At 63.7% G+C, this 23,590-nt stretch carries 25 protein-coding genes; 10 read left to right on the forward strand and 15 right to left on the reverse strand.

Features of this window, described 5'->3' with window-relative positions:
* The first annotated feature begins 130 nt into the window (after window positions 1–130).
* Window positions 131–595: a preQ(1) synthase gene (gene queF / locus ASE60_RS22190; protein WP_057253061.1), complete on the forward strand. Its 465-nt coding sequence runs from the start codon at window positions 131–133 to the stop codon at window positions 593–595.
* 41 nt (window positions 596–636) lie between these two features.
* A complete protein-coding gene (locus tag ASE60_RS35825; protein ID WP_244495682.1) occupies window positions 637–1,023 on the forward strand; it encodes a hypothetical protein in 387 nt (128 codons plus the stop codon).
* 119 nt (window positions 1,024–1,142) lie between these two features.
* On the opposite strand, the gene ASE60_RS22200 is transcribed toward ASE60_RS35825, so the two are convergent.
* Window positions 1,143–1,721, reverse strand: coding sequence for a HupE/UreJ family protein (locus ASE60_RS22200; RefSeq protein ID WP_057254325.1), 579 nt, complete (start codon window positions 1,719–1,721; stop codon window positions 1,143–1,145).
* A gap of 238 nt (window positions 1,722–1,959) precedes the next feature.
* On the opposite strand from ASE60_RS22200, the gene ASE60_RS22205 reads away from it, so the two are divergent.
* Window positions 1,960–2,547, forward strand: a complete 588-nt coding sequence (locus ASE60_RS22205) for an ATP-dependent Clp protease proteolytic subunit (protein ID WP_057253064.1) — start codon at window positions 1,960–1,962, stop codon at window positions 2,545–2,547.
* A 409-nt stretch (window positions 2,548–2,956) separates the two neighbouring features.
* Entirely contained in the window at window positions 2,957–4,666 is a 1,710-nt protein-coding gene (leuA, locus tag ASE60_RS22210) for a 2-isopropylmalate synthase (protein WP_057253066.1), read from the forward strand.
* Between the two features lie 112 nt (window positions 4,667–4,778).
* Here leuA and ASE60_RS22215 read toward each other — a convergent pair whose 3' ends face one another.
* From ASE60_RS22215 to ASE60_RS22235, 5 genes are all read right to left on the reverse strand, one after another.
* Window positions 4,779–5,159 (reverse strand): DUF6481 family protein, encoded by a 381-nt coding sequence (locus tag ASE60_RS22215; protein WP_057253069.1) that lies wholly within the window; start codon window positions 5,157–5,159, stop codon window positions 4,779–4,781.
* Window positions 5,160–5,196: 37 nt separating this feature from the next.
* Entirely contained in the window at window positions 5,197–5,421 is a 225-nt protein-coding gene (locus ASE60_RS22220; protein WP_057253071.1) for a hypothetical protein, read from the reverse strand.
* Between the two features lie 184 nt (window positions 5,422–5,605).
* Window positions 5,606–5,815: a cold-shock protein gene (locus ASE60_RS22225; protein WP_053248201.1), complete on the reverse strand. Its 210-nt coding sequence runs from the start codon at window positions 5,813–5,815 to the stop codon at window positions 5,606–5,608.
* Between the two features lie 479 nt (window positions 5,816–6,294).
* The gene (locus tag ASE60_RS22230; RefSeq protein WP_057253074.1) at window positions 6,295–7,122 is read right to left on the reverse strand and encodes an anti-sigma factor; all 828 of its coding nucleotides are present in this window, start codon (window positions 7,120–7,122) and stop codon (window positions 6,295–6,297) included.
* A gap of 3 nt (window positions 7,123–7,125) precedes the next feature.
* Window positions 7,126–7,644: an RNA polymerase sigma factor gene (locus ASE60_RS22235; protein ID WP_057253076.1), complete on the reverse strand. Its 519-nt coding sequence runs from the start codon at window positions 7,642–7,644 to the stop codon at window positions 7,126–7,128.
* Between the two features lie 375 nt (window positions 7,645–8,019).
* On the opposite strand from ASE60_RS22235, the gene ASE60_RS22240 reads away from it, so the two are divergent.
* Window positions 8,020–8,877 carry a DUF3313 domain-containing protein gene (locus ASE60_RS22240; RefSeq protein ID WP_162261317.1) on the forward strand — a complete coding sequence of 286 codons (858 nt, stop codon included), beginning with the start codon at window positions 8,020–8,022 and terminating at the stop codon, window positions 8,875–8,877.
* A 96-nt stretch (window positions 8,878–8,973) separates the two neighbouring features.
* Here ASE60_RS22240 and ASE60_RS22245 read toward each other — a convergent pair whose 3' ends face one another.
* The gene (locus tag ASE60_RS22245; RefSeq protein WP_057253080.1) at window positions 8,974–9,525 is read right to left on the reverse strand and encodes a tetratricopeptide repeat protein; all 552 of its coding nucleotides are present in this window, start codon (window positions 9,523–9,525) and stop codon (window positions 8,974–8,976) included.
* A 235-nt stretch (window positions 9,526–9,760) separates the two neighbouring features.
* Window positions 9,761–10,663 carry a metallophosphoesterase gene (locus tag ASE60_RS22250; RefSeq protein WP_057253082.1) on the reverse strand — a complete coding sequence of 301 codons (903 nt, stop codon included), beginning with the start codon at window positions 10,661–10,663 and terminating at the stop codon, window positions 9,761–9,763.
* 71 nt (window positions 10,664–10,734) lie between these two features.
* On the opposite strand from ASE60_RS22250, the gene ASE60_RS22255 reads away from it, so the two are divergent.
* A complete protein-coding gene (locus ASE60_RS22255) occupies window positions 10,735–11,244 on the forward strand; it encodes an NUDIX domain-containing protein (RefSeq protein WP_057254327.1) in 510 nt (169 codons plus the stop codon).
* A gap of 28 nt (window positions 11,245–11,272) precedes the next feature.
* On the opposite strand, the gene ASE60_RS22260 is transcribed toward ASE60_RS22255, so the two are convergent.
* Window positions 11,273–12,250, reverse strand: coding sequence for a glutathione S-transferase family protein (locus ASE60_RS22260; RefSeq protein ID WP_057253083.1), 978 nt, complete (start codon window positions 12,248–12,250; stop codon window positions 11,273–11,275).
* Between the two features lie 259 nt (window positions 12,251–12,509).
* On the opposite strand from ASE60_RS22260, the gene ASE60_RS22265 reads away from it, so the two are divergent.
* The gene (locus ASE60_RS22265) at window positions 12,510–13,055 is read left to right on the forward strand and encodes an N-acetyltransferase (RefSeq protein ID WP_057253085.1); all 546 of its coding nucleotides are present in this window, start codon (window positions 12,510–12,512) and stop codon (window positions 13,053–13,055) included.
* 89 nt (window positions 13,056–13,144) lie between these two features.
* Here ASE60_RS22265 and ASE60_RS22270 read toward each other — a convergent pair whose 3' ends face one another.
* Genes ASE60_RS22270 through ASE60_RS22295 form a run of 6 tightly spaced genes read right to left on the reverse strand, consistent with a single transcriptional unit; the run spans window position 13,145 to window position 20,887 of the window.
* Window positions 13,145–13,567 carry a GNAT family N-acetyltransferase gene (locus ASE60_RS22270; RefSeq protein WP_057253087.1) on the reverse strand — a complete coding sequence of 141 codons (423 nt, stop codon included), beginning with the start codon at window positions 13,565–13,567 and terminating at the stop codon, window positions 13,145–13,147.
* A gap of 10 nt (window positions 13,568–13,577) precedes the next feature.
* Entirely contained in the window at window positions 13,578–14,051 is a 474-nt protein-coding gene (locus ASE60_RS22275; protein ID WP_057253089.1) for a GNAT family N-acetyltransferase, read from the reverse strand.
* Window positions 14,048–16,117 carry a hypothetical protein gene (locus ASE60_RS22280; RefSeq protein ID WP_057253090.1) on the reverse strand — a complete coding sequence of 690 codons (2,070 nt, stop codon included), beginning with the start codon at window positions 16,115–16,117 and terminating at the stop codon, window positions 14,048–14,050. The genes ASE60_RS22275 and ASE60_RS22280 overlap by 4 nt, the downstream gene beginning before the upstream one ends.
* Before the next feature lie 10 nt (window positions 16,118–16,127).
* Window positions 16,128–18,953 (reverse strand): DUF4159 domain-containing protein, encoded by a 2,826-nt coding sequence (locus ASE60_RS22285; protein WP_057253092.1) that lies wholly within the window; start codon window positions 18,951–18,953, stop codon window positions 16,128–16,130.
* Window positions 18,950–19,870, reverse strand: coding sequence for a DUF58 domain-containing protein (locus tag ASE60_RS22290; RefSeq protein ID WP_057253094.1), 921 nt, complete (start codon window positions 19,868–19,870; stop codon window positions 18,950–18,952). The genes ASE60_RS22285 and ASE60_RS22290 overlap by 4 nt, the downstream gene beginning before the upstream one ends.
* Window positions 19,871–19,873: 3 nt before the next feature.
* Window positions 19,874–20,887 carry a MoxR family ATPase gene (locus tag ASE60_RS22295; protein ID WP_057253096.1) on the reverse strand — a complete coding sequence of 338 codons (1,014 nt, stop codon included), beginning with the start codon at window positions 20,885–20,887 and terminating at the stop codon, window positions 19,874–19,876.
* 171 nt (window positions 20,888–21,058) lie between these two features.
* On the opposite strand from ASE60_RS22295, the gene ASE60_RS22300 reads away from it, so the two are divergent.
* From ASE60_RS22300 to ASE60_RS22310, 3 genes are read left to right on the forward strand one after another with little or no spacing between them, the layout of a single operon-like run.
* Window positions 21,059–21,682, forward strand: a complete 624-nt coding sequence (locus tag ASE60_RS22300; protein WP_057253098.1) for a DUF1285 domain-containing protein — start codon at window positions 21,059–21,061, stop codon at window positions 21,680–21,682.
* Window positions 21,679–22,311: a CoA pyrophosphatase gene (locus tag ASE60_RS22305; protein WP_057253100.1), complete on the forward strand. Its 633-nt coding sequence runs from the start codon at window positions 21,679–21,681 to the stop codon at window positions 22,309–22,311. The genes ASE60_RS22300 and ASE60_RS22305 overlap by 4 nt, the downstream gene beginning before the upstream one ends.
* Window positions 22,308–23,567, forward strand: a complete 1,260-nt coding sequence (locus ASE60_RS22310) for a CCA tRNA nucleotidyltransferase (RefSeq protein WP_057253102.1) — start codon at window positions 22,308–22,310, stop codon at window positions 23,565–23,567. Before ASE60_RS22305 ends, ASE60_RS22310 begins: the two co-directional genes overlap by 4 nt.
* Window positions 23,568–23,590: the final 23 nt, after the last annotated feature.

A 23,590-nucleotide genomic window follows, 5' to 3' on the forward strand; every position in this document is an offset into this window, starting at 1 on the left:
CTTGAACTGCGAGAAGATTTCCTTCTTAAGGCAGTTCTGATTTAAGGGCCGCAAACGGGGCGGGTCGGCGAGGGCGCAAGCCGGTATCGACCGAACCCACGCGCGGATGTTCTCACGGAGCAACAGGCAAATGAGCAAGACTGACGTATCTGGCCTCTCGCAATTGGGCGCGAAGGTCGACCTGCCGCAAAGCCCGGAAGAGGCGGTGCTGGAGCGGGTGCCGAGCGGCAACAAGGGCAAGGACTATCTGGTGCGCTTCACCGCGCCGGAGTTCACCTCGCTCTGCCCGATGACCGGGCAGCCGGATTTCGCCCATATCGTCATCGACTATGTGCCGGATGAGTGGCTGGTGGAATCGAAGTCGCTGAAACTGTTCCTGCACTCCTTCCGCAACCACGGCGCCTTTCACGAGGACTGCACCATCGAGATCGCCCAGCGGCTGGTCTCGCTGCTTTCGCCACGCTGGCTCCGCATCGGCGCCTATTGGTACCCGCGTGGCGGTATCCCGATCGACGTCTTCTGGCAGACCGGCAAGCCGCCGGAGGGCCTGTGGCTGCCCGATCAGGGCGTGCCGACCTATCGCGGTCGCGGGTAAGGGAAAAAGCGGGGTCTCCGCTACGGCTTGAAAGCCCGGCGTTGGCGCCAGGCATCAGCGATGCGCGCGGCAACCTGATCGGTTGGTTCGTGCGTATCCACTTCGAGGTCGTAGTTGCAGTGGGCATGCGTCTTGAGGTGAAACCGGGCTTCACCGATCGTGCGATCGCCGCGCTCGCGACGCTCAAGGTCTTCGATAGGCGCATGAACGCCGATCCAGAAGACGTCCAGATGTGCTGTCAGTTTTCTGATCTCGTCGGACCAGCTTTTCTCCTCGACGATATGCTCGACGATCAGATCGTTGCCGGCCCCGGCGAAAGCCGCAATCGAGCGGTGAAATCCGTCGAAGAACCTGTTGCGTTCGCCGCGCATCCCATGGTGCATGCCACGCTTGAGCACCCGAAAGCCGGCGTCGGCAAGCTGATCTGACGCATAGTAGCAGAAGGGCTCCGGGAGGATTTCCCGGAGCGCCTTTGCCAGCGTGGATTTTCCGGAACTGGACGTGCCGTTCAGAAAGATAATGCGTCCGTGCTGCACGTTTCCTGATCTCAGCCGAAGATCAGGGCTGCACCCGCAACTGCAGTCAGCCCGCCGAGGATGCGCGCCAGCACGTTGCCGCCGGAAAGGCGCTGAAGGGCGATGCCGAGACCGATGCCGGCTACATGAAGCGCTGCGGTCGCGCCAATGAAGCCGACCGAGAAGGCGAGTGCCCCGGCGCTGCCAAGCTCACCGCCATGGGCGTGGCCGTGGAAGAGGGCAAAGACGCCGACGATGGCCGCCGATGCAGCGGTGTCGAGGCGCACCGCCATGGCGACGAGCAGGCCGAGTGCGACCACAGAGGCCAAGATCGCCGGCTCGACGAAGGGCAGTCCGACGCCGGCCATGGCGAGCGCGAAGCCCGCCGCCATCATGGAGACGAAGGCCGTCGGCACGATCCACAGTGCCCGGCCGCCAATCTGGGCGGCCCAGAGGCCGACGGCGACCATGACGAGGATATGGTCGAGGCCGAAGAGCGGATGCGAGAAGCCGGCCGCAAACGAGCCGTTTTCTTCCGGGTTGAGGTGGGCGAAGGCCGGAGCGGCGGAAGCGATCAGCGCCGCGGCAGCAATCAGGATGCGTCTGTTCATGCGTGTCCCCATGGATCGGCGAGGCCTGGGAGGATGGCCCCGTTCTGAATGTTTGGCGCGGTTGATTTTATTGGCCTTTGTCCACCTGTCTATACGGCATTTGGCGGTAGGTGTTTTTACCATAAGCGAAGTGCGCCTTGCCGCTTTGTCGCCGCTTCGGTTTGTTGCATTGTCTTCGGCGTCGAGTCGCATTATCTGACTTTGACTGAAGACTTCATGAGACGCCGGAGAAACACGGATGTACGACAACGACGACGAGGACGACAAGAAGACCGAATTGCCGCTCGGCAAGGAAACGGAGGCGAACCTTTTCAAGTCGCGTTCGATTTTCATCTACGGCACGATCACCCAGGAACTGGCGCAGAAAGTGTGCTCGCAGCTCGTGGCGCTTGCGTCGGCCAGCGATGAGGACATCCGTCTCTTCGTCAGTTCGCCGGGCGGCCACGTTGAATCCGGCGACAGCATTCACGACATGATCAAGTTCGTGAAGCCGAAGGTCTGGACGATCGGCACCGGCTGGGTCGCATCCGCCGGCGCGCTGATTTATGTCGGCGTTCCCAAGGAGCGTCGCCTTTGCCTGCCGAACACCCGCTTCCTGCTTCACCAACCGTCGGGCGGCACCCGCGGCATGGCTTCGGACATCGAGATCCAGGCACGCGAAATCATCAAGATGAACGAGCGCCTCAACAAGATCTTCTCCGAAGCGACCGGCCAGACGGTCGAAAAGATCGCCAAGGACACCGAGCGCGATTACTGGCTGTCGGCTGAAGAGGCCAAGAGCTATGGTCTCGTGTCGCGCATCATCACCTCGGCTGCGGACATCTGAGTTCGCTTCAGCCGAACGGATATGAAGGGCACCGGCATCGCGGCGGTGCCCTTTTCTTTTGCAGCGACCTGCGCGCATTGTGCCGCTTGCTCCGGTTCGGCAAGCCGTGTATAGGCTTTGACCATGACCAAGGCTGACGCATATCGGATCGCCTCGATCCCCGCCGGACACGATGACAATCGTGCGCCGTCGCGCGCCTTCGCATCGCTTCTTCTTCTCGGCCTTACTCGCGGTTGCCGGGTTCGCTGAGGAGCGCCCGGCGGCCGAAAAGCCACGCCGGCGGATGCTCCTCGACCCCCATAGAGTTTTAGGACAAAGGCGCGCCCGCCGCGGCATTTGCCATCGCAATCCGGTCCCCGATCGGTTATGGCAATGCTGCCAGAGCGCTCAGTGATGAAGAGAAGCTGCAATGATCCAGAAGTCCCATTCCATCAAGAACGGCATGCCGGAAGCGTCGGTGAAGTATCAGCCTTACCCGCAGATCGCACTCACCGACCGCACCTGGCCGTCGAAGACGATCACCAAGGCGCCGATCTGGTGCTCGGTTGACCTGCGCGACGGTAACCAGTCGCTGATCGACCCGATGGGTCACGATCGCAAGGCCCGCATGTTCCAGCTGCTGCTCGACATGGGCTTCAAGGAAATCGAGATCGGCTTCCCCTCGGCCTCGCAGACCGACTTCGACTTTGCCCGCTGGTGCATCGAGGAGGGCAACGTCGCCAAGGACGTGTCGCTGCAGGTGCTGGTGCAGTGCCGGCCCGAGTTGATCACCCGCACCTTCGAAGCGCTCGAGGGCGCCCACCAGCCGATCGTGCATTTCTACAATTCCACCAGTGAATTGCAGCGCCGCGTGGTCTTCGCCAAGGACGTCGCCGGCATCAAGCAGATTGCCACCGACGCTGCCAAGATGATCACCGACATGGCAGCCAAGGCCGGTGGCGGCTACCGCTTCGAGTATTCGCCCGAGAGCTTTACCGGCACCGAACTCGAAGTGGCGCTGGAGATCTGCAATGCGGTCACCGAAATCGTCAAGCCGACTCCCGAAAACAAGCTGATCCTGAACCTGCCCTCGACCGTCGAGATGGCGACGCCGAACATCTATGCCGACCAGATCGAATGGATGTGCCGCAACCTCGACAACCGCGAAAACCTGATCATCTCGCTGCACCCGCACAACGACCGCGGCACCGGCATTGCCGCCACCGAGCTCGGCCTGATGGCTGGCGCCGACCGCGTCGAAGGCACGCTGTTCGGCAATGGCGAGCGCACCGGCAACGTCGACGTCGTCACCCTGGCGCTGAACATGTTCACGCAAGGCGTCGACCCGCAGCTCGACTGCTCGGACATCGAGCGGATCAAGGAAGTCTACGAATACTCCAACCAGATGGTCATTCCGGAGCGCCATCCATACGTCGGCGAGCTGGTCTATACGGCCTTCTCTGGTTCGCACCAGGACGCGATCAACAAAGGCATGAAGGCGATCAAGACGGCCAACAAGCCGCTCTGGGAAGTGCCGTATCTGCCAATTGATCCGCGCGACGTCGGCCGTTCCTACGAGGCGATCATCCGCATCAACTCGCAGTCGGGCAAGGGCGGCATCGCCTACATCCTGCAGGAGGATTACGGCATCAACCTGCCGCGCAACCTCCAGGTCGAGTTCCGCGAAGACATCCAGCGCATTACCGACGAGGAAGGCAAGGAGGTGCCCTCCAGGCGCATCCACGAGCGCTTCATCGAGCGCTATGTCGAGCAGCCGGGCGCGCGCATCAAGTTCGTCGATCACCACACCTATCCGGTCGGCGAGCACAAGGGCGTGCGCGTGGTGGCCGCCGAGATCACCGACAATGGCGAGGTGAAGCGCATCGAAGGCAAGGGCACCGGCCCGATCGACGGCTTCATCAACGCGCTGTCGATCTACCTCGGCATCGATCTTTCGGTCGCTGACTATTCCGAGCACTCACTGCAGCACGGCTCCAACGCGGCGGCCATCGCCTATGTCGAGATGGAGCATCCGGGCGGAAAACTGTTCGGTGCCGGTATCAATACCAACATCGTTGCCGCCTCGCTCGAAGCGATCGTGTCGGCGGCGAACCGCGTTCTGGAAATGAAGCGCGGCTGATCAACAAAAACGCCGCGTGCCCTCAATGGACGGGCGGCGTTTTCGATCAATCGTTGAGACAGGGCAGTCGCAGCTCGGCATGACGGCGTCATGCCGACGCGCCGGTCGCCTGTTATGCCTGCCGCGCCTTGCGGTTGGCGTAGCGCCGGTCGCGTTCGGCCTTGCGAGCGGCCTCGTCCTCGATCACGCGCGAAATGCGGCTCCGGTCAGCGGCCTCGCGTGCCTCGGTCTCGGCTCTAGCAGCGGCTGCGATGGCGGCCTCGCGCTCTGCCGCCTCGGCCTGCAAACGCTCGCGCTCCTCGGCCTTCGCCCGTTCGCGACCAGCGCGCCGTTCCTCGCGGGCCGCAGCGACTGCCTGACGCTCGGCCTGGCGGGCGAGCTGGGTCGGTTCTGCGGCTTCCTTTGCCGCGCGGTAGGCTTCAAGAAGCGCTTTCTTCGCATCGGCAGCGGCGCTGCGACGGTCGGTGAGTTCACTGTTTCTGATGTTTCTCAAGTCTCTCTTCCAGTTGAGGTGTCACCCTGACTGAAGGTCAGGTTTTTCTGACGCGTTTCGAAATGGGGGCGGCAGCACCCGCCAGACGATCTTGCAATTCCTTCGCCAGGCGTGCTTCGCGCAGGCGCGAGGTCTTCTCTTCGCGTGCCTGCACGATGGCGTCGAGTTCCTCGACTGCGCTGCCTCGGGCAAAAAATTGCGATTGCTCCTTGGCAAAGGCAATCTCGGCCCGCTGGCGCGATTTGGTGTGGGTCTCTGTCATGGGGGATCCCGATCTTACAGGCGCGTCGACGGCAGTCACGTCATTCCCGATGTGCAACGCAGTCGCGGGAACGTGCATTCGATGCGCGGAAATAAAAAAGGCCAGGCATATTGCCTGACCTTGATGGGTATCATGCTCTCGGCAGTGCCAGTACATCCGTGGTCAAGGGAGAGCCGATACCGATTCAGGCCGCCTGAAGGTTGCAGGCCGACATCTTGCCCGACTTGTTGTCGCGCTCCATGTCGTAGGAGACTTTCTGGCCTTCGACGATTTCGCGCATGCCAGCGCGTTCGACGGCGGAGATGTGGACGAAGGCGTCCGGGCCGCCGTTGTCAGGCTGAATGAAGCCGAAGCCCTTGGTGGAATTAAACCATTTAACTGTGCCGGTGGTCATGAAGAACCCTCTCATAGCATATTGAACGACCGCGACGCGGGAGCGCTGCGGATGGTGATAGCGATTTTTGAAAGGAAGGTTCGTTCAGGGCGCAGTTGCTAGATGCGCGGTAACCAAAGCTTAGCAAGCAAATATCGATTTGTCAGAGATAGAGGTAAAGTATTGCAATGTCAACCTTTGGTTTTTTCTTGCCGATTTTTGCCAATTTTGCGGGAGCTGTGACGCTCCAATTCGGACTCAATATTTGACCATGGCGATATGTGTATTTTGCGACGTGGGCGCAGGTGTAACCGTTTGGTTGCCTACACAAATTTCTGCTTGATCCAAATATGGGCGCAGGAATTATGCTCTCTGCCGAGCCGCGGCCGATGTCTGCTTTTCATGGCAGCGAAATCCGCCTTGGCAACTGGTGTTGCCAAGGGGGCGGCTCCAGAATTTTCGTGTTGGTTGCGGCAAAGCCAAGCTTTGAAGGCGTGAACTCAGATCGTCGCGGCGGCGGCCTCGGCGATATCCTGCATCCCGACATGGGCGGAAGGGCCGACGAGCACGAAGGAGGCGCCACCTCTCTGCCAGGAGACCATGCCGAGATCATCGCGGATGCTCTCGTCAAAATCGTTCGACTGCGGGCCGGTGGTATTCTTGAGGAAGCAGATCGCGAAGATCTCGCCCTCAGTGCTGCGGTAAACGAGCTGTGCCACGGGTTTGCCGTTCGCCACCAGCAGACGGGCGCCTTCGAAGGTCAGGCCCTTGCCGCCAAGCTGCGGAATCTTGAAGGGAACGCCGACGCTGGACGCAAGCCAGGTCTCGATCTTGGGGGCCTCGGAGGCGGGAACCTCGACGAGATGCTCTTTCTGGCGCGAATAGACGCGGTGGTAGTCGGCGATATCGTCCAGCCAACCGCGCGCCGCTGCCACTTCGGCCGGTTCGCCCACATTGTTTGCCGTGCCGATGACGAAGCCGGCCGAACCGCCGAGCAGCATCAGTGCAACCGATGCGGCAAGCACGCGCGGCCAGATGCGCACGTTTCTGACGTTGGCGGCTGTCGCCGTCACGCGTTCGGTTTTGGGGCTGACACCGGGACCCTGCTTGATCTGTCGCACCAGGGCCAGCGGCACGGGATCGTGCAGAAAATCCTCAAAAGCCGTATCGCCGAAGCTGCTGCCGGCTTTCAGCTTTTCGAACAAAGCCTTGGCGTCGTCGTCGCGGGCGAGAAGCGCGTCGAGTTCATTTCGTTCCGCTTCGCCGATCTCACCGTCGATATAGGCGGATAGGCGAACTTCGAGTGCGTGACCCTTTGTCTGTTGCAACGGTCAGGCCCTCCTTTCGGTATTCTCGGAGATCATGGCGGCAAGCCTGAGGCGCGCCGTCGACAGCCTGCTCATGACAGTGCCGATCGGAATGCCGAGGATGTCGGCCGTCTCGCGGTAGCTATGGCCTTCGACGTTGACCAGCAGGAACACGCTCGCCAGGCCCTCGGGCATCGAGAGGATCATCTTCTGCAACTGGTTGGCGTAGACGGCCTTTTCGGCCGAAGCCTCGATGCTGAGCTCGTCCTGGCCGAGCGCATCGACCGTGCCGCTGCCGGCGCGGACCTTGCGCTTGCGAATCTCGTCGACCCAGAGGTTGCGCGTCATCGCGTAGACCCAGCTTTCCAGCCGGCCCTCTCCGTTCCACAGGTGGCTGCGCGTGATCGCGCGCTCGCAGGCTTCCTGGACGAGGTCGTCGGCATCATTGGCGTTGCGCGTCAGCGTCATCGCGAACCGACGCAATTTGGGCAGGAGGCTGACCAAGTCGCGTCTGAAGTCCTTCGTTTCTGCCGCTGGACGCATTGCTCTTCCAAATGAAACGTGCCGGATCGTGCATTTATTCGCGGTGCGAGGCACGAGCCGGATGATATGAAACATTTGCCCCTTAGTCTGCAAGGGAAGTGCCGGAACGGAAAGCAAATTCTGCTGCTTCATAGCGTCTTTTCCCAAAAAGCTTTTGCTTGCCGGCCGCCGTTAACCAAGGGCTTCGTTACCGTAAACTGCACCCGCGCCCCGAGATCGCGTCAAAGTTCGGCCCGAATCTGGCCGGACCTCATCGCACAACTGCAAGTCGATGTCGGGGACACGCCAATGAACGCACAGCATCGTAGCAAGAGAATGAATGCCGCCCGGATCGGGGGCGGCCGATGGGGCCGAGCCCAGCTTCGACGAGGAGCCATGGCTATGCGCATTGGTGCGGTGGTTCCGCTGCTTGCGGGGCTTGCCGCATGCCAGAGCGCTCAGGTCATGGAAACCGGATCGCTATCGTCCTACAAGGATTTCGTCGCCAGCGACGGGATGGTGACCAAGACGAAGTATCGGGTGGATGCCGCCTCGACCAAGAACGTGAAGACGGTGCACGTGATCCCGACGACCTTCGCTTCCAATGCCGATCTCGACAAGCTTGGAGATCCGCAGAAGAAACTGGTGGCGACGGCGATCGACCGGTCGCTCTGCGAAGCACTGAGTGCGCAGTTCGATATCGTGCCGATATCGAAGCCGGCGGATATGGCCGTGCGCTCCGTGATCAGCAAGGTCAAATCGACAAATGCCGTTGTTGCGGGCGTGTCGACCGTCACCTCGGCGGTCGCTCCCGTTCCGGTTCCGCGCATTCCGATCGGTCTCGGAAGTCTCGCAGTCGAGGCGGAGGCTTTCGACGCGCGGGGCAAGCAGATCGCCGGGCTGACATGGGCGCGCGGTGCCAACATCCTCACCAATGGTTCCCGCGCATCGACGGCAGCCGACGCCTTTGAGCTTGCCGGAGATTTTTCGGGCGATTTCAGTGCGTTGCTGGAAAAATCGGGTGACCCGATGAAATCCGATTTCGAACTGCCTTCGATGAAGAACGTCAAGAACAGCGTCGCCTATGCGGTGACCGGCAAGCCCTCAGATCCCGATTGTGCTGTTTTCGGGAAAGGATCCGGTCTCGGCGGCATCGCCGGTGGTGCTCTCGGTCTGCCGCCGGAATGGTCGGAGAAGAAGAACGAGAGCGCGCCCATTGCAAGCGGCAGCAGCGGGGGCGCAAAGAAGGGATAGACAGCCAATGCCGGCGCGTCTCTTGCGCGCTCGGCGCTCTGTCGTTTGGCGCTGCGATCGAGGCGGCGCCGGGCGCCGCCCCGTGCTCCCGTCGGGTCAGTACTGGCGGACGCCGCCAAGCGATTGCAGCAACGCGCGGTAGGCCCAGGTGTTCTCTCCGCCACGATCGCGGATCTCGACGAGCTGTACGCGTGCTTCCTCGACGTGTCCCTGTTCGATCAGCGCCTGGCCCATGTAGGAGCGCGCGAGAATGTAGTTCTCGTCGGCCTGGAGCGCGCGCTTGTAGTACTGCATGCCGAGTTCCATGCGGCCGGCCTTGCGGTTGGAATAGCCGAGATAGTTGAGGACGCGGGCGCTCTTCTGGTCCTTGACCGCGCCGAGTACCTTGATGGAATTTTCATACTGGCCGGCATAGGCGAGCTCGCGGGCGGCCTGGAACAGGATATCGTCGCTGAGGTCGCTTTTCTTGGCGTTGACGCAGGCATTCTTCTTTGCGTCCCACACCTTGCCATCCGTGCATTCGCTGGTCGTCTTGGTCTTCTTGGGCGGTTCGCTGGTGTCTTCGCCGGCTGCCATCACGGCCTGCGCCATGAAGCTGGTTGCGCCGGCCACAATCAGGGCGCCAAGCAGGGCCTTTCGGTACATCATGCCATCTCCCGTTCTTCGCGCATGCCCTTGAAAGCCCGCGCGTCGTTTCAAAATGATCGCGTGTCCTTGACGCTCCGAAAGGAGGTGAGCCGCCGTCGGGCGGCTTCAGCCACGAAGCATGCCAGAAGACAATGCACACCACCAGCGGGCGGCGCACGACTGGGGTATGACGCATGAATGCGGGAAAATATTCGCCGGGCGATGAATATTCTGCGAAGTGGCCCGCCTGACGGCTTCAGAAACGCGTCGTTTCGGCGAGTGTCACCGTCGTTGCATCGCCGTTCAGCGCATAGCGTTCGCGCGTCAGCTGCCAATTGCCCGGCTCGCCGGTGATGGTGAAGAGGTTATAGGCTGCTGGCGGCTTGTGGCCGCCCGGGCCTTGCGAGGCCGAGGCGATGCCAACGACCGGGACCGGTGCATTCTGGCCCTTCAGCCAGTAGACGGTGTTGAGATGGGTGTGGCCATGGATCACGAGCTCCGCACCGCCCGAGGAAATCGTCGCGGCGAAACGGCGGATGCCGATCATGCGCTTGTGCATCGAGGCCGCGCCGCGGATCGGCGGGTGGTGGATCATGACGATGCGAAAGAGGCCCGCTTCGCCGGCGGCCCGCAGCATGTTGACGGTCGCGCGTGCCTGCCGCTGGCCGAAATAGCCGCTTGCGGCAAAGGGGGGCGTTGCGACAGCGGTCGAGCAGCCGATCAGCGCGACCGGTCCGCGCACCCGCATATAGGGAAAGCAACGGTGCCGGTCGTGCCAATGAGCCGGCGCATCGTCGCCCCGCATGTAGGGATACCAGGCACGGGTGGTCTTTTCGTAGGCGCCCGGCACATAGGCGTCATGGTTGCCCGGAACGATGGAAATGTTCTCCGGCTTGCCGGCATCCGTCAGCCATTCGGTCACTGCCTTGATCTCAAGCGAAGACGCGAGGTTCACGAGATCGCCTGTCATCGCCAGATGGTCAGGATCCTTCTTCTCGATATCCGCCAGCAGCGTGTCGAGCGTGCCGGTAAAGAGATGCCGGCTGCGGTTGCGGTGCCAGTTGACGAAACCGGTGATGCGCTTCGACGCGAGCTCCCTTAAGGACAATTCGGGCAGGGGCCCGAGATGGACATCGGAGATATGGGCAAGTTTGAACATCGCCCCCGTCTAGCGCATATTCCGGCCGAGGGGAATCAGGTCGCCCGATGAATCGCGTGCGGGCCGAAAACATGGGAAGGACGAGACGACTGAACGAGGAACGGCCACCGGAGATGCGGCGCTGGTATCTCCGGCTCCTGATGCGGCTCGCGCATGGCTATTACGCCCTTGCGCGCGGCATGACGATCGGCGTTCGCGCTGCCTGTTTCGATGACGAGGGCCGGGTTTTTCTCGTGCGCCATTCCTATCTGCCGGGCTGGCACCTGCCGGGTGGGGGGCTCGATCGCGACGAAGCCTCGATTAACGGGCTGCTGCGGGAGCTGCGCGAAGAGGGAAACCTGGAGGCAACGGCGCCGCCGGTGCTCATCCAGGTCTACTACAACAGGCGCACGAGCCGCCGCGACCATGTCGTCTTCTACCGCTGCGACGGCGTCAGGCAGACCACGCCGAAGACACCGGATCTGGAGATCGCCGCGAGCGGCTTCTTCACGCTCGATGCGCTGCCGGAGGATACCACGCCGGCGACGCGTCGCCGGCTTGCGGAACTCGCCGGCAGCGCTGCCTTCGACATTCACTGGTAGAGGCGGTCCAGCCGCTCGAACAATCGGTCTACAGCCTCTCGCGTCCGTGCGGGGAGGTGAGGTCGAGCACCGGACCCACTGGCACGACGCCGGTCGGGTTGATGGTCGTGTGGCTGCGGTAGTAGTGCTCCTTGATGTGGCGCATATCGACGGTCTCGGCCACGCCCGGGACCTGGTAAAGCTCCCGGAGGTAACCTTGCAGGTTCGGATAGTCGGCGATCCGGCGGATGTTGCACTTGAAGTGGCCGACATAGACCGGATCGAAACGCACCAGCGTGGTGAACAGGCGCCAGTCGGCCTCGGTGAGGCGGCTGCCGGTCAGATAGCGATGCGACGCGAGGCGTTCTTCCAGCTTGTCGAGCCGGGAAAAGAGCGCGGTGACGCTCTCCTCGTAGGCGGCCTGCGTGGTGGCAAAGCCCGCCTTGTAAACCCCGTTGTTGACGTCGTTGTAGACGTCGGCATTCAACGCATCGATTTCGGCGCGCAGTTCTTCCGGGTAGAAGTCGGTCGTCGAGCCGGTCAGCCCGTCGAAGGCGGAATTGAACATGCGGATGATCTCGGAGGATTCGTTCGAGACGATGGTGTTTTGCTGCTTGTCCCAGAGAATCGGTACGGTCACGCGGCCGGAATAGTGGGCATCGGCGCGGGTATAGATCTGCCACAGCGCCTTCGATCCGAAGAGATGGTCGCCAGTGCCGATGCCGCCGTCCTTGAACTCCCAGCCCTGGGCGAGCATGAGCGGATCGACGACCGAAACGGAAATGAGGTCCTCCAGCTTCTTCAGCTTGCGGAAGATCAGCGTGCGGTGCGCCCAGGGGCAGGCGAGCGAAACATAGAGATGATAGCGACCGGCCTCCGCCTTGAAACCGCCGTCGCCGCTAGGTCCCGCGGATCCGTCTGCCGTGACCCAGTTGCGAAACTGCGAAGCGCTGCGCTTGAAATGGCCGTTCGTTGCGACGGTATCGTACCAGACGTCCTGCCAGACGCCGTCCACTAATCTACCCATCTTGAAATCTCCTTCGTGATCCTTGCGCTCATAGATAGCGCTTCCAGCGGCGTCCGATAGATGGCGAAATCCGAACAGTGCGTTTTAGACTTTGACAGCGGGCATTTTTCTGATATCGGCGATCTCACAACTTTTTTCGTGTTGGAAGAAACCGCACTGATGATGTTCTCGGGAAACCTGCGACGACGCTGATGCTGCCAACGCCCGCTTCGGGCGAAGCCATCCCTATGTCTGTTCGCATGCCTGGTTTCTCGATCCCATGAAAAAGCACGATCTCGTCTACCTGACCGAAGACGCGTCCCATGACGCAGCCATCGAAATCATCAATGAAGAAGCCTTCGGCCCCGGCCGGTTTGCCCGGGCGGCCGCGCGCATCCGCGAGCAAGGGCCGCATGATCGGTCGCTGTCCTTCATCTGTGCCGACAACGGCGAGACCATCGCTTCGGTCAGGATGACGCCTGTGATGGCAGGATCGATCAAGGGCCATCTGCTTGGGCCGCTGGCCGTACGGCCGTCGCACAAGAACATGGGTATCGGCCGGGAGCTCGTGCGCATCGCCGTCGAAGCGGCGCGGCGGCAGGGTTCGGAGGCGGTGATCCTCGTTGGCGATCCGCCCTATTATCAGCCGCTCGGTTTCGAGAAGGTGCGCTACGGTGCGCTCGAATTTCCGGGACCGGTCGATCCCGCCCGCGTGCTCGTCGTGCCGATGGCCGAGGGCGTGCATGCTGGCCTTGCCGGCACCATCGGCTGGCGGGACGATGCGGTGGCATCCGCCGTGCCGCTCGAGCTGCAGCTCGCGGTCTGAGACCAGAGCATCCCGCTTTCAGGTGGAAGGATGCTCTAGATCCAAAGTGCTAGAGCGTCCTTTGTGCGTTCAATTGAACGCACCGCGTTCTAGCTGGCGGCGAGCGATTTCTTCAGGAAGACCCGGGTGCGGCCGATGGGGAAATCGGCCAGTTCACCGAAGGCCCGGTAACCCTGGCGTTCGTAGGCGCGCCGGGCCTGCGGGTTGAAGGTATCGATCCAGGCACTGTGGCAGCCGCGGCGTCGAGCTTCGTCTTCCGCCGCCTGAAGCAGCTTGCCGGCAAGGCCCTGGCCACGAAGATCCTCCGGCAGCCACAGCCACTGCACGAAGAGCCAGCCCCAGCCGGTGTAGCCGTTCAAGCCACCGCGTTGCCCCTTCGCCTGGGGACCGCCGACGAGAATGGCGAGCGGTCGCCGCTCCGACGGGCCGACATCGGCGGCATTGAAGGCCGTGAGGCCATTGCCGATCGCTTCCAGCGCCTCGGCCGGAGGCGCGTCCGTTACCTCGAACATCGAAAACCTTTCACGCACGGCGCATGCTGAAGACGTCGAGGCGATCCTCGCCCACGTCCTTTTCATCGAGCCGCCAGCCGAGGCGCTCGTAGAAGGCGCGCTTGCCGGGAAGGGCGCAGAGATGCACGGCCTCCGCGCCGGAATCGAGCGCCGCACGGGCGGCCTTCAGCACGATGTCGCCGCCGATGCCGGTGCCGCGGAACGGCGGGTCGACCCAGACGGCCGCCACCCAAGGGGTGAGATCCGGCCGCTCCTCGAGGTCCGAGGCGATCACCGAGGCGGTGCCGACGAAGCGATCTCCGGCGTGCGCCACCAGGCAAAGGGATTCTGCATCTTCGGTGAGGCTCTCCTGCAGCAGGCAGGTAATATGGCTCAGAGGAAAGCCCTGCGGTTCCCACCAGGCGCGCCAGATGCGGTCGGCCACGGCATCGAAGAAATGTGGTGTGTCGCGAAGGTCGCTGACGACGACGGTCCGTTCGGTCATCGTCCCTCGCGATACCAGGTGGCGGAGATCAGGAAGAGCAGTGCCGCAAGCCCGAGGAGGCCGGTAAACAGCGGCAGCGAGTTGATGCCCTTCAGCACGGTTTCGTCGGTCATGCGGATCGAGAGGCGCTGGTCGTCGGCCGAGCGTATCGAGCCCCTGACCGGCAGGACCGTGGGCAGATCGAGCGGCCCGTCGGCGCTTGCGAGACGCCGCACCAGTCCCTTGGTCTTCTCCGCCCACGGGCGCAACTTGTCCTCGGTCGAGATCGCCGCCTTGAACTCGGGCGCATTGGGATCGCCGACATGGGCAAGGGCCGTGAGTTCACCATTGGCCATCTCGAACAGACCGGTCTCGGTCGTGGCGAGTTCTGCCGAATAGAGACCCGGCTGGCGCTCCGTCAACTTCACGTCCTGCTTTTGACCCGAGGGTGAGACGAGCGAAACGGGACCCGGGTCGCCGTCGATCGTCTGACGGGTGATTTCCAGCGTGCGGCCCCGGGCGCGTGCCGTCAGCGCCTCTTCCTCGAGCGAGGGCTCCTGCATCAGCCAATGGGCGGTGCGGCGATAGAGCGAGACATGCGGACCGCCGCCTTCGAAGCCGCGAGCCCAAAGCCAGCCCTGGTCGGAGAGCAACATGGCAACGCGGCCCTTGCCCACACGGTTGAGCACGAGCAACGGCTTGCCATCGGCTGCTTCCATCACCGTATTGCCCTCAGGCCTGTCGACATCGACCGTGCGGAACCAGCGGCCCCAGTGCGGCGGCTCGCTATCGGAGCCTTCGAGGCCGCGGGTTACCGGATGTTTCTTCCCTTCCTCCGACAGGCGGGGGAAGAAGGCCTTCTCGTTCATCACACCCGTGGGCGCGGCCGGAAGCACGGCCGAGAGCGGCGTTGCGGCGATCGAATCGTCGCCGGCATGTTCCGGCCCGGCGGCAATCAGAAGCGCGCCGCCGTTCTCCACATATTGCGCGATGTTGTCGTAGTAGAGGATCGGCAGCAGGCCGCGATGCTGGTAGCGGTCGAGGATGATCAGGTCGAACTCGTTGATCTTGTCGACGAACAGCTCACGCGTCGGGAAGGCGATCAGCGACAGTTCGTTGATCGGCGTACCGTCCTGCTTTTCCTGCGGACGCAGAATGGTGAAGTGCACGAGATCGACCGCGGCGTCGGATTTCAGAAGGTTGCGCCAGGCACGCTCACCGGCGTGGGGTTCACCGGACACAAGCAGCACGCGCAGGTTCTCGCGAATGCCGTCGAGCACGTGGACCGCACGGTTGTTGGTCGTGGTCACTTCGCCCGGAACCGCATCCACCGCAAATTCGAGCACGTTGTTGCCGCCGCGCGTAACCTTGAAGCTGAAGGGAACGTCGGTGCCCGGCTCGGCCCGTTCCCGGGCGATTTCGTTGCCGTTGAGGCGGATGCTGACTTCCGCGGTCCCGCCGGGTGCGGCGCCGTCGTCGACAACCCGGAACGAGAGCTTCTGCTCTTCGCCGACGATGCCGAAGCGCGGGGGATTGATGAGCTCGACGCGCCGGTCGAACTCATCAGGCTTGCCGGTGATCAGGCCATGAACCGGGGCGTCGAAACCCAGTTTGCGGCTGACGTCGGGCACGTCGTGGATCTGGCCATCGGTCACGAAGATGGCGCCGCCGATGCGCGCTGGCGGAACATCGGAGAGCGCTGTCGCGAGTGTGGTGAAGAGGTTGGTCGCCGGCGAGACGCTCGCCGGATCGGACTTGGCCTCGACGATGCGCGGCTCGATGAGCGGTATCGCCGCCAGTCGCGCCTTCAGGCCCTCGATCGCACGATCGGTCTGCTCGGTGCGGTCGCCATTCTGCTGGCTCTGGCTGCGGTCAACGACGATCGCGACGATCGTCGAGAGCGGGTCACGCAGTTCGACGAAGATGGAAGGATTGGCGATCGCCAAGGCGAGTGCGGCCAAGGCGAGGGCGCGCAGCCAGGCGCCGCGTATCTTTCGCCATAGGCCGTAGCCGATGAACAGCGCCGCGACGACCAGAAGCGGCACGAAGAACATCAGTGGAAGCAGCGGAGCAAAACCATAAGTCATCGATCAGCCCTCACTGCCCAAGCCTCTGGAGGAGGTCCGGCACATGAACCTGATCGGACTTATAGTTGCCGGTCAGCATGTACATCATGATGTTGACGCCCGCCCGATAGGCGTATTCGCGCTGCATTTCGTCCGGCGGTACCGTCGGCAGAAGCGGCGCGCCGTTGGCGTCGACAGCCCAGGCGCCGGCAAAGTCGTTGCCGGTGATCATGATCGGCGTGACGCCATCGCCGCCGCGCACCGGTCGGTTGCTCTGCTCCTCGGCGTCATGGGGGGCGGCTTCCACCCACAACTGGCTCTCGGTGTAACGCCCGGGAAAATTCGAAAGTAGGTAGAAGGCCTTTGTCAGCACGTGGTCGGAGGGCACCGGTTCCAGCGGCGGAATGTCGAGGCCGTTCAGCATCTCCTGCAGCCGCTGCACATTGGGGCTGTCGCCCGCCGCCGAAGGCGTGAGCGAGGAGAACTGGTCGCGCGTGTCGAAGAGCACGGTCCCGCCATTGCGCATATAGGCGTCGATCCGGCTCATCACTCTGCTGCTCGGCATCGGCGCCGTGGCGGATACCGGCCAATAGATGATCGGGTAGAACGCCAGCTCGTCCTGTTCCAGATCGACGCCAACGGGGGCGCCCGGTTCCAGGGCTGTGCGATAGGTCAGGTAGTTGCTGAGGCCCAGGAGGCCCTGTTCCGACAATCGATCGACCTCGGCCTCGCCGGTGATGACATAGGCGAGGTGGGTCGTGTCGAGGCGTTGCAGTGTCTGCGCGTCGCTTGGCTGGCTATCCTGCGCGTGAACAATCGTGGGTGCCAGGGCAGCAAGGCCAAGGGTGGCAAGGCCAAGGGTTGCAAGCACGGCTGCCGTGGCGGCGCCGCCGGCAGCGCGGCGGCGCAATCCTGTGAGGCCGCCCGCCATGGAAAGCACGATCAACGTGTCGATCAGGAAAAGCATCAGCGCGAGCCCGAAGAGATAGGGCCGGATCGAGAACGGGCGCACGCCTTCCAGCCCTTCCGCGCGTTCGCTGACGAGACTGCCTCTGATCGGAGCGATGCTGCCGCCATCGGGGAGAAGATTGTTGGCAACGAAACCCTCTTCAGAGCCGTAGAGGCCGGGCGGTGTGTCTGCGGAAACAATCGGCGCAACTCCGGGGGCGATCTCAAGCGGCCGGGCGCTGCCCGTCTCGGTGGTCAGTTCGCCCCGGGCGTTTACCAGGCGATAGGGCGGCAGGGTCTGCGCCTTGCTTGTCTGGTCACCGGCAATGCCGCCGGCACGTGAAAGCTGGATGGACCGGCGCAGCATGTCGACGAAGGAGCCTGAAATCGGCAGGTTCGACCAGCCCGGGTCGGCGCTCACGTGGAAGAGCACGATGCGTCCACGTCCGCGTTCGGCTGTCGTGACCAGCGGCGTGCCATCGGCGAGGTTGGCCCAGGTCCGTTCGGCAAGGTCCGGTGTCGGCTGCGCCAGAACCTGGCGTTTGACAAGGACATCGCGCGGATGCTCGAGACCGGCAAAGGGGCTGGAAGATGGGTAGTCGGCAAGCGGCTGCGGCTCTGACCAGGAGAGCGCGCCGTCGAGGGACCGTTCGCCCTGCCTGAGCATGACGGGGACGAGCGGGTCGTCGGCAGGCGCGCCGGCCAGCCTCGGGCCGGCAAAGCGAACGAGCATGCCGCCATTCTCCAGCCAGCGCGTCACCAGCGGATAGCTTTCGTCCGGCAACCGGCCGACGTCGGCCATGACCAGGATCGACGGATTTTGAGCGAGAAGTTCGGCAATCGCCTTGCCGATCGCTTCCTCTCGCGGCTCGATCAGGTCGGCGTGAGGTTCGAGCGCCCGCTTGATGTAATAGAGCGGTGAAAGCAGCGGCTGCGACTGGTGAACCTCGCCGCTCAGCAGCGCCACGCGACGACGGCGATTGCCATCGTCGAGCAGGTGGATGCCGCCGGCTGTCGCCTGGCCCTCGATCGTCAGACGTGCGAAATCGTTGCGCAGCTCGAAGGGGGCCCTCAACAGGGCATTCGCTGCCGTGGCGCCTGAGGCGAAGCGGAGTTCGCCTTCGGCAATGGCGGTGCCGCGCGCGTCGCGGGCAAAGACGTAATAGGCGCGTGGCTCGCCAAGCGGCAGCCGCGATGCCGTGACCCGCATGCCTTCGTTTTCGTTGGTCGCGGATGTCAGCGCGATGGCGCTTTCCGCATTGCCTTCGATCCGGCGGACGTTGGCCGCGCCGATCTCCGCGACTTGGCGCATCGTCTGACCGTCCCCAGCCTCGATCCCGTCACTGAGGAACGCAAGCGTGCCAGGCGGCGAGTTCGCGAGGGCGGCTTTCATGGCGGCAAGCGCCCGATCGCGCGCGGCCGGCAGCGGTTGCGGCTGCGCCGCGGCCAGCCGGTCTCGCGCGGTGGTGGCGGAAGCCGGGGTCGCATCGTGCTGTCGATCGGTCGTGAAGACGATCGAAACCGGCAGATCCTTCGCCTCCGCATCGTCGATGAGCGCATTGGCGGCCTCGACCCGCCGATCCCAATCGGAGACCGTCGCCCAGCTGTTGTCGATGACGAGCGCCAGCGGGCCAGCGGAGGAAAGCGTGTTCTGCCGCGGGTTGAACACCGGATCGGCGATCGCCAGGATCACCGCCGCGGCCATCAGCATGCGCAGCAGCGTCAGCCACCAGGGGCTTTGCGCCGGGGTTTCCTCGCGCTTCATCACGGACGCCAGGATGCGCAGCGGCGGGAAGACTTCGGCCGCGGGCCTTGGCGGCGTCATGCGCAGCAGCCACCAGATGACGGGCAGGGCAACGAGGGCGGCGAGGATGGCGGGATTGGTGAACAGGAAGGGCAAGCTGCTCATAGCTGGCCCCCGTGCGTCGCGCGTCCCGGCATGCCGGAGAGATAGGTATGCACGGCGACGAGCGCCTCCGAGGCGGGCCGGTCGGTTCTGTGCGGGGTGAAGGTCCAGCCGAGGTGGCGGAGCGTCACGCCCAGGCTGTCGCGGCGGCCGACATAGGCGCGCTGATAGTCCTCGCGCAGCACTTCGGCGCTGCCGGCCGTCAACTTCTCGCCGGTCTCCGGGTCGGTGAATTCGGTGCGGCCGCTATAGGGAAACACCTCTTCCGCAGGGTCGGCGATCTCGACCACATGGCCGCGCAAACCCCGGCGTGCCAGCGGGCCGAGGCGGTCCATGATCTTTTCCGCCGGATCGAGAAAATCGCCGATCAGCACGAGATCGCTGGCGCTGCGGATCATCCCGGTATTGGGGAGGCCTTCCGCAAGCGGGCTCAGCATGATTGCGGTCGCCAGCCGTTCGGCGGCATTGCGGGCCGAGATCGGCTCCATGATGCCGGGGCAGCCGATGCGTTCGCCAGAGCGCGCGAGGATCTCGGCGAGCGCCAGCATCAGCACGAGCGCGCGGCTCTCCTTGGAGACGGCGCCGATCCTCGACTTGTACATCATCGACGGGGAAAGATCCGCCCACAGCCAGATGGTGTGCGCGGCCTCCCATTCGCGGTCGCGGACATAGGTGTGGTCGTCGCGCGCCGAGCGGCGCCAGTCGATGCGCGACAGGCTCTCGCCGTCGCTGTAGGGCCGGAACTGCCAGAAATTCTCGCCAATGCCGCGCTTGCGCCGGCCATGCCAGCCGGAAATCACGGTATTGGCGATCCGCCGTGCTTCGACCAGGCAATCGGGAACGAGCATGGCGCGCTGTTGCGCGCGGGAAAGTACTTCACCAGCAGGAGTACGCGAGACTATGTGCCCGACGGTGGCCATTCGTCAGCCTCTGGCCTGTTTCACCAGATCGGCGATGACGTCGCGCACGGTCATGCCTTCGGCGCGGGCAGCGAAAGTGAGCGCCATGCGGTGCTGAAGCACGGGCTCGGCAAGCGCCAGGATGTCGTCGATCGACGGCGCCAGGCGCCCGTCGTAAAGCGCGCGGGCGCGGGCGCAGAGCATCAGCGCCTGGCCGGCGCGTGGGCCGGGACCCCAGGCAACGTTCTTGTCGGTCGCGGCATTGCCGTTGCCCGGACGGGCGGAGCGCACGAGCGACAGGATCGCGTCGACCACCTTTTCCCCGATCGGCATCTGTCGGATGAGGGCCTGGATCTGCTGCAGCCGCGCTGCATCGATGACCGGGTGAGCGGTTGCTTCGCTGACACCTGTGGTCTCAAGCAGGATCTGCCGCTCGGCCGCAAGGTCGGGATAGCCGACATCGACCTGCATCAGAAAGCGGTCGAGCTGCGCCTCGGGCAGGGGATAGGTGCCCTCCTGCTCCAGCGGGTTCTGGGTGGCAAGCACGTGGAAGGGCGCCGGCAGGTCCTTGCGGGCGCCTGCCACGGTGATGTGATACTCCTGCATCGCCTGCAGCAGCGCCGATTGCGTGCGCGGCGAGGCGCGGTTGATTTCGTCGGCCATCAGCAATTGCGTGAATATCGGGCCGGGAATGAAGCGGAACGAGCGATGGCCGGCCGCATCCTGGTCCATGACTTCCGAGCCGAGGATGTCGGAGGGCATCAGGTCGGGCGTGAACTGCACGCGGCTGGAATCAAGGCCGAGGACCGTGCCGAGCGTGGCGACGAGCTTCGTCTTGGCAAGACCGGGAACGCCGACGAGCAGGGCATGGCCGCCGGAGAGAACGGCGAGCAGGGTCTGCTCGACAACACTTTCCTGGCCGAAAATAACCTTGCCGACTTCCGCACGCACCCGGGCGATTTCGCCGAGTGCGCTTTCGGCCGCGGCGACAATCGTCTTCTCGTCGATCGCGTCGGCCGCGCCCTTCATGACAGTCATGGTCGTACTCCCCGGTCGCCCGTTGTTAAACCGAATCGCCCTATACCGGGATTTCAGTTGCCAAATTCCAATTTAGACCCTACCGGACGGCTGACAAGTCGGCGCCGACGCACTATCTCGTGACATATCAAAGGTCTCGATCTGAAAATCGTGGTCAAACGGGACGGAACAATGGCAGAAGCCGAAATTCAGCAAACCGGCGATGCCGCCGGACTGGCGGCACTGATTGCGCGTGCTGCGGGGCAGACCGGCGAAAAGGCGCGCGGCCTGCCGCCGGTGGACCGCTGGAATCCGCCGTTCTGCGGCGACATCGACATGGAGATCCGCGCCGACGGCACCTGGTTCTATCTCGGCACACCGATCGGCCGGCAGCCCTTGGTCAGGCTGTTTTCCACCGTTTTGCGCAAGGACGAGGATGGGCGCACCTATCTCGTGACCCCTGTGGAAAAGGTCGGCATCCGCATCGTCGATGCGCCGTTCGTGGCCGTCGAAATGAGCATGACCGAGGGAGAACAGGGCCAGGGCCTGACCTTCCGCACCAATGTCGGCGATGTGGTCGAAGCCGGGCCGGAGCATCCGCTGCGCTTCGTCATCCACGGCGAGAACCGGGAGCTGAAACCATATCTGCATGTGCGCGGGCGCCTGGAGGCGCTGGTCTCCCGGCCCGTCATGTACGAAATCGTCGAACTCGGTGAGACGCAGCAAGTCGATGGCACCGAGATGTTCTGCGTGCGCTCGGGCGGCGCCGTCTTCCCGATCATGCCGGCGGCAGAGCTGGAAGCGCTGTCGCGATGAACCGGCATCTCTTCTCCGCTGACGAATTCCGTCGACGTGCGCTGACCCAGATGGGCGGACCGGTGGAAACCTCCTGGCGCGACCATGGCGATTTCCTGCTCAATCCGGGCATCGTGCCCTATCTGGAGACGCTGCATCTGAAGGATGCCGCAGTGCTCGTGCCCGTCGTCGACGATGGCGACGATGCCAGCGTCATCCTGACCCAGCGCACGGCGAGCCTGCGCAAGCATTCCGGCCAGGTTGCCTTTCCCGGCGGGGCCGTCGACCCCGAGGACCGTTCCGTCGAAGTGGCGGCGCTGCGCGAAGCGCAGGAGGAGATCGGCCTCGATCCGCGCTTCGTCGAAACCATCGGTCGGCTGCCGCACTACATGGCCATGTCCGGTTTCCGGATTACTCCGGTGCTGGCAGTGGTCAAGCCCGGCTTCGAACTGATCGCCAATCCGGACGAGGTCGAAAGCGTCTTCGAGGTGCCGCTGTCCTTCCTGATGAACCCGAGCAATCACGCCCGCGGTCGCGGGCATTGGCAGGGCGAGGAGCGGCATTTCTATCGAATGCCCTATGGTGATCGCAACATCTGGGGTATCACCGCCGGCATTCTCCGCATGCTCTATGAAAGGCTTTACGCATGACTTCCGTTGCCGGCGAAGGCTGGTTTTCATCGCCCTCTCTCCGCCGTGTTTTCGAGGTCCTGAACGTCGAGGGCGGCGAGGTCCGGGTCGTCGGCGGCGCGGTGCGCAACAGCCTGATGGGGCTGCCGGCCGGCGACATCGATATGGCGACCACCTGGCGGCCGGACGAAGTGTTCGAGCGGGCGAAGGCGGCAGGCATCAAGGTGGTGCCGACAGGCATCGATCATGGCACCGTTACGCTCGTCATCGACGGAACGCCCTATGAAGTCACGACGCTCCGGCGTGACGTTTCGACCGATGGCCGCCGCGCGGAAGTCGCTTTCGGCAGCGACTGGAAGGCGGATGCCGAACGGCGGGATTTCACCATCAATGCACTTTACGCCAACGACCACGGCGACGTGTTCGACGATGTCGGCGGGCTCTCGGACATCGAGACGCGCACGCTGCGTTTCATCGGCGATGCTTCAGAGCGGGTTGCCGAGGACTATCTGCGCATTCTGCGTTTCTTCCGCTTCTTCGCCCACTACGGCAGCGGCAGGCCGGATGCCGAGGGCCTGCGCGCCTGTGCCAGGGCGCGCTCGAAGCTTGCAACGCTTTCGGCCGAGCGGGTCTGGGCCGAAACAAAGAAGTTGCTTTCCGCCGCCGATCCCGGCCGCGCGCTGCTGTGGATGCGCCAAGCCGGTGTGCTCACCGAAATTCTGCCGGAAACGGAAAAATGGGGCATCGACGCGATCCCGGATATCGTTGCCGCCGAGCGCGCCTTTGGCTGGGCACCGGATCCGCTTCTGCGCCTGGCCGCGATCGTACCGCCGGACGAAGAGCGCCTGGAGGCAATGGCGGAGCGTCTGCGTCTGTCGAAAGCGGAAGCTGCCTATTTCAACCGCTGGGCCAAGGCGCCGGCGGTCCCCGCGACCACCGTCGATACGGCCTTCGATCGGTTGCTCTATCGTCATGGCGTGGAGGGGATTGTCATAGGGCTGCGGCTGGCGCTGGCGACGGCACGGCGCAAGTCGGAAGGCGACCCGGCGCTTTTGTCCGAGACCGCGTCACTGCGCCGGCTGCTGGCACGCGCCGAGGCCTGGAAGCGGCCGAGCTTCCCGCTGAATGGCGGCGACGTGCTGAAGGCCGGCGTTGCGGCCGGCCCGCGCGTGGGCGAAATCCTCGGGGAGCTCGAAAATCTCTGGATCGAGCGCAACTTCAGTCTCGACCGGGCAAACCTCATCGCCCGGCTCGAAGCCATGGTGCAGCCGGACTAATCGGACGGCTAGCGCCGCCTTGG

The organism is Ensifer sp. Root278 (genome assembly GCF_001429285.1).
GTDB lineage: Bacteria > Pseudomonadota > Alphaproteobacteria > Rhizobiales > Rhizobiaceae > Ensifer.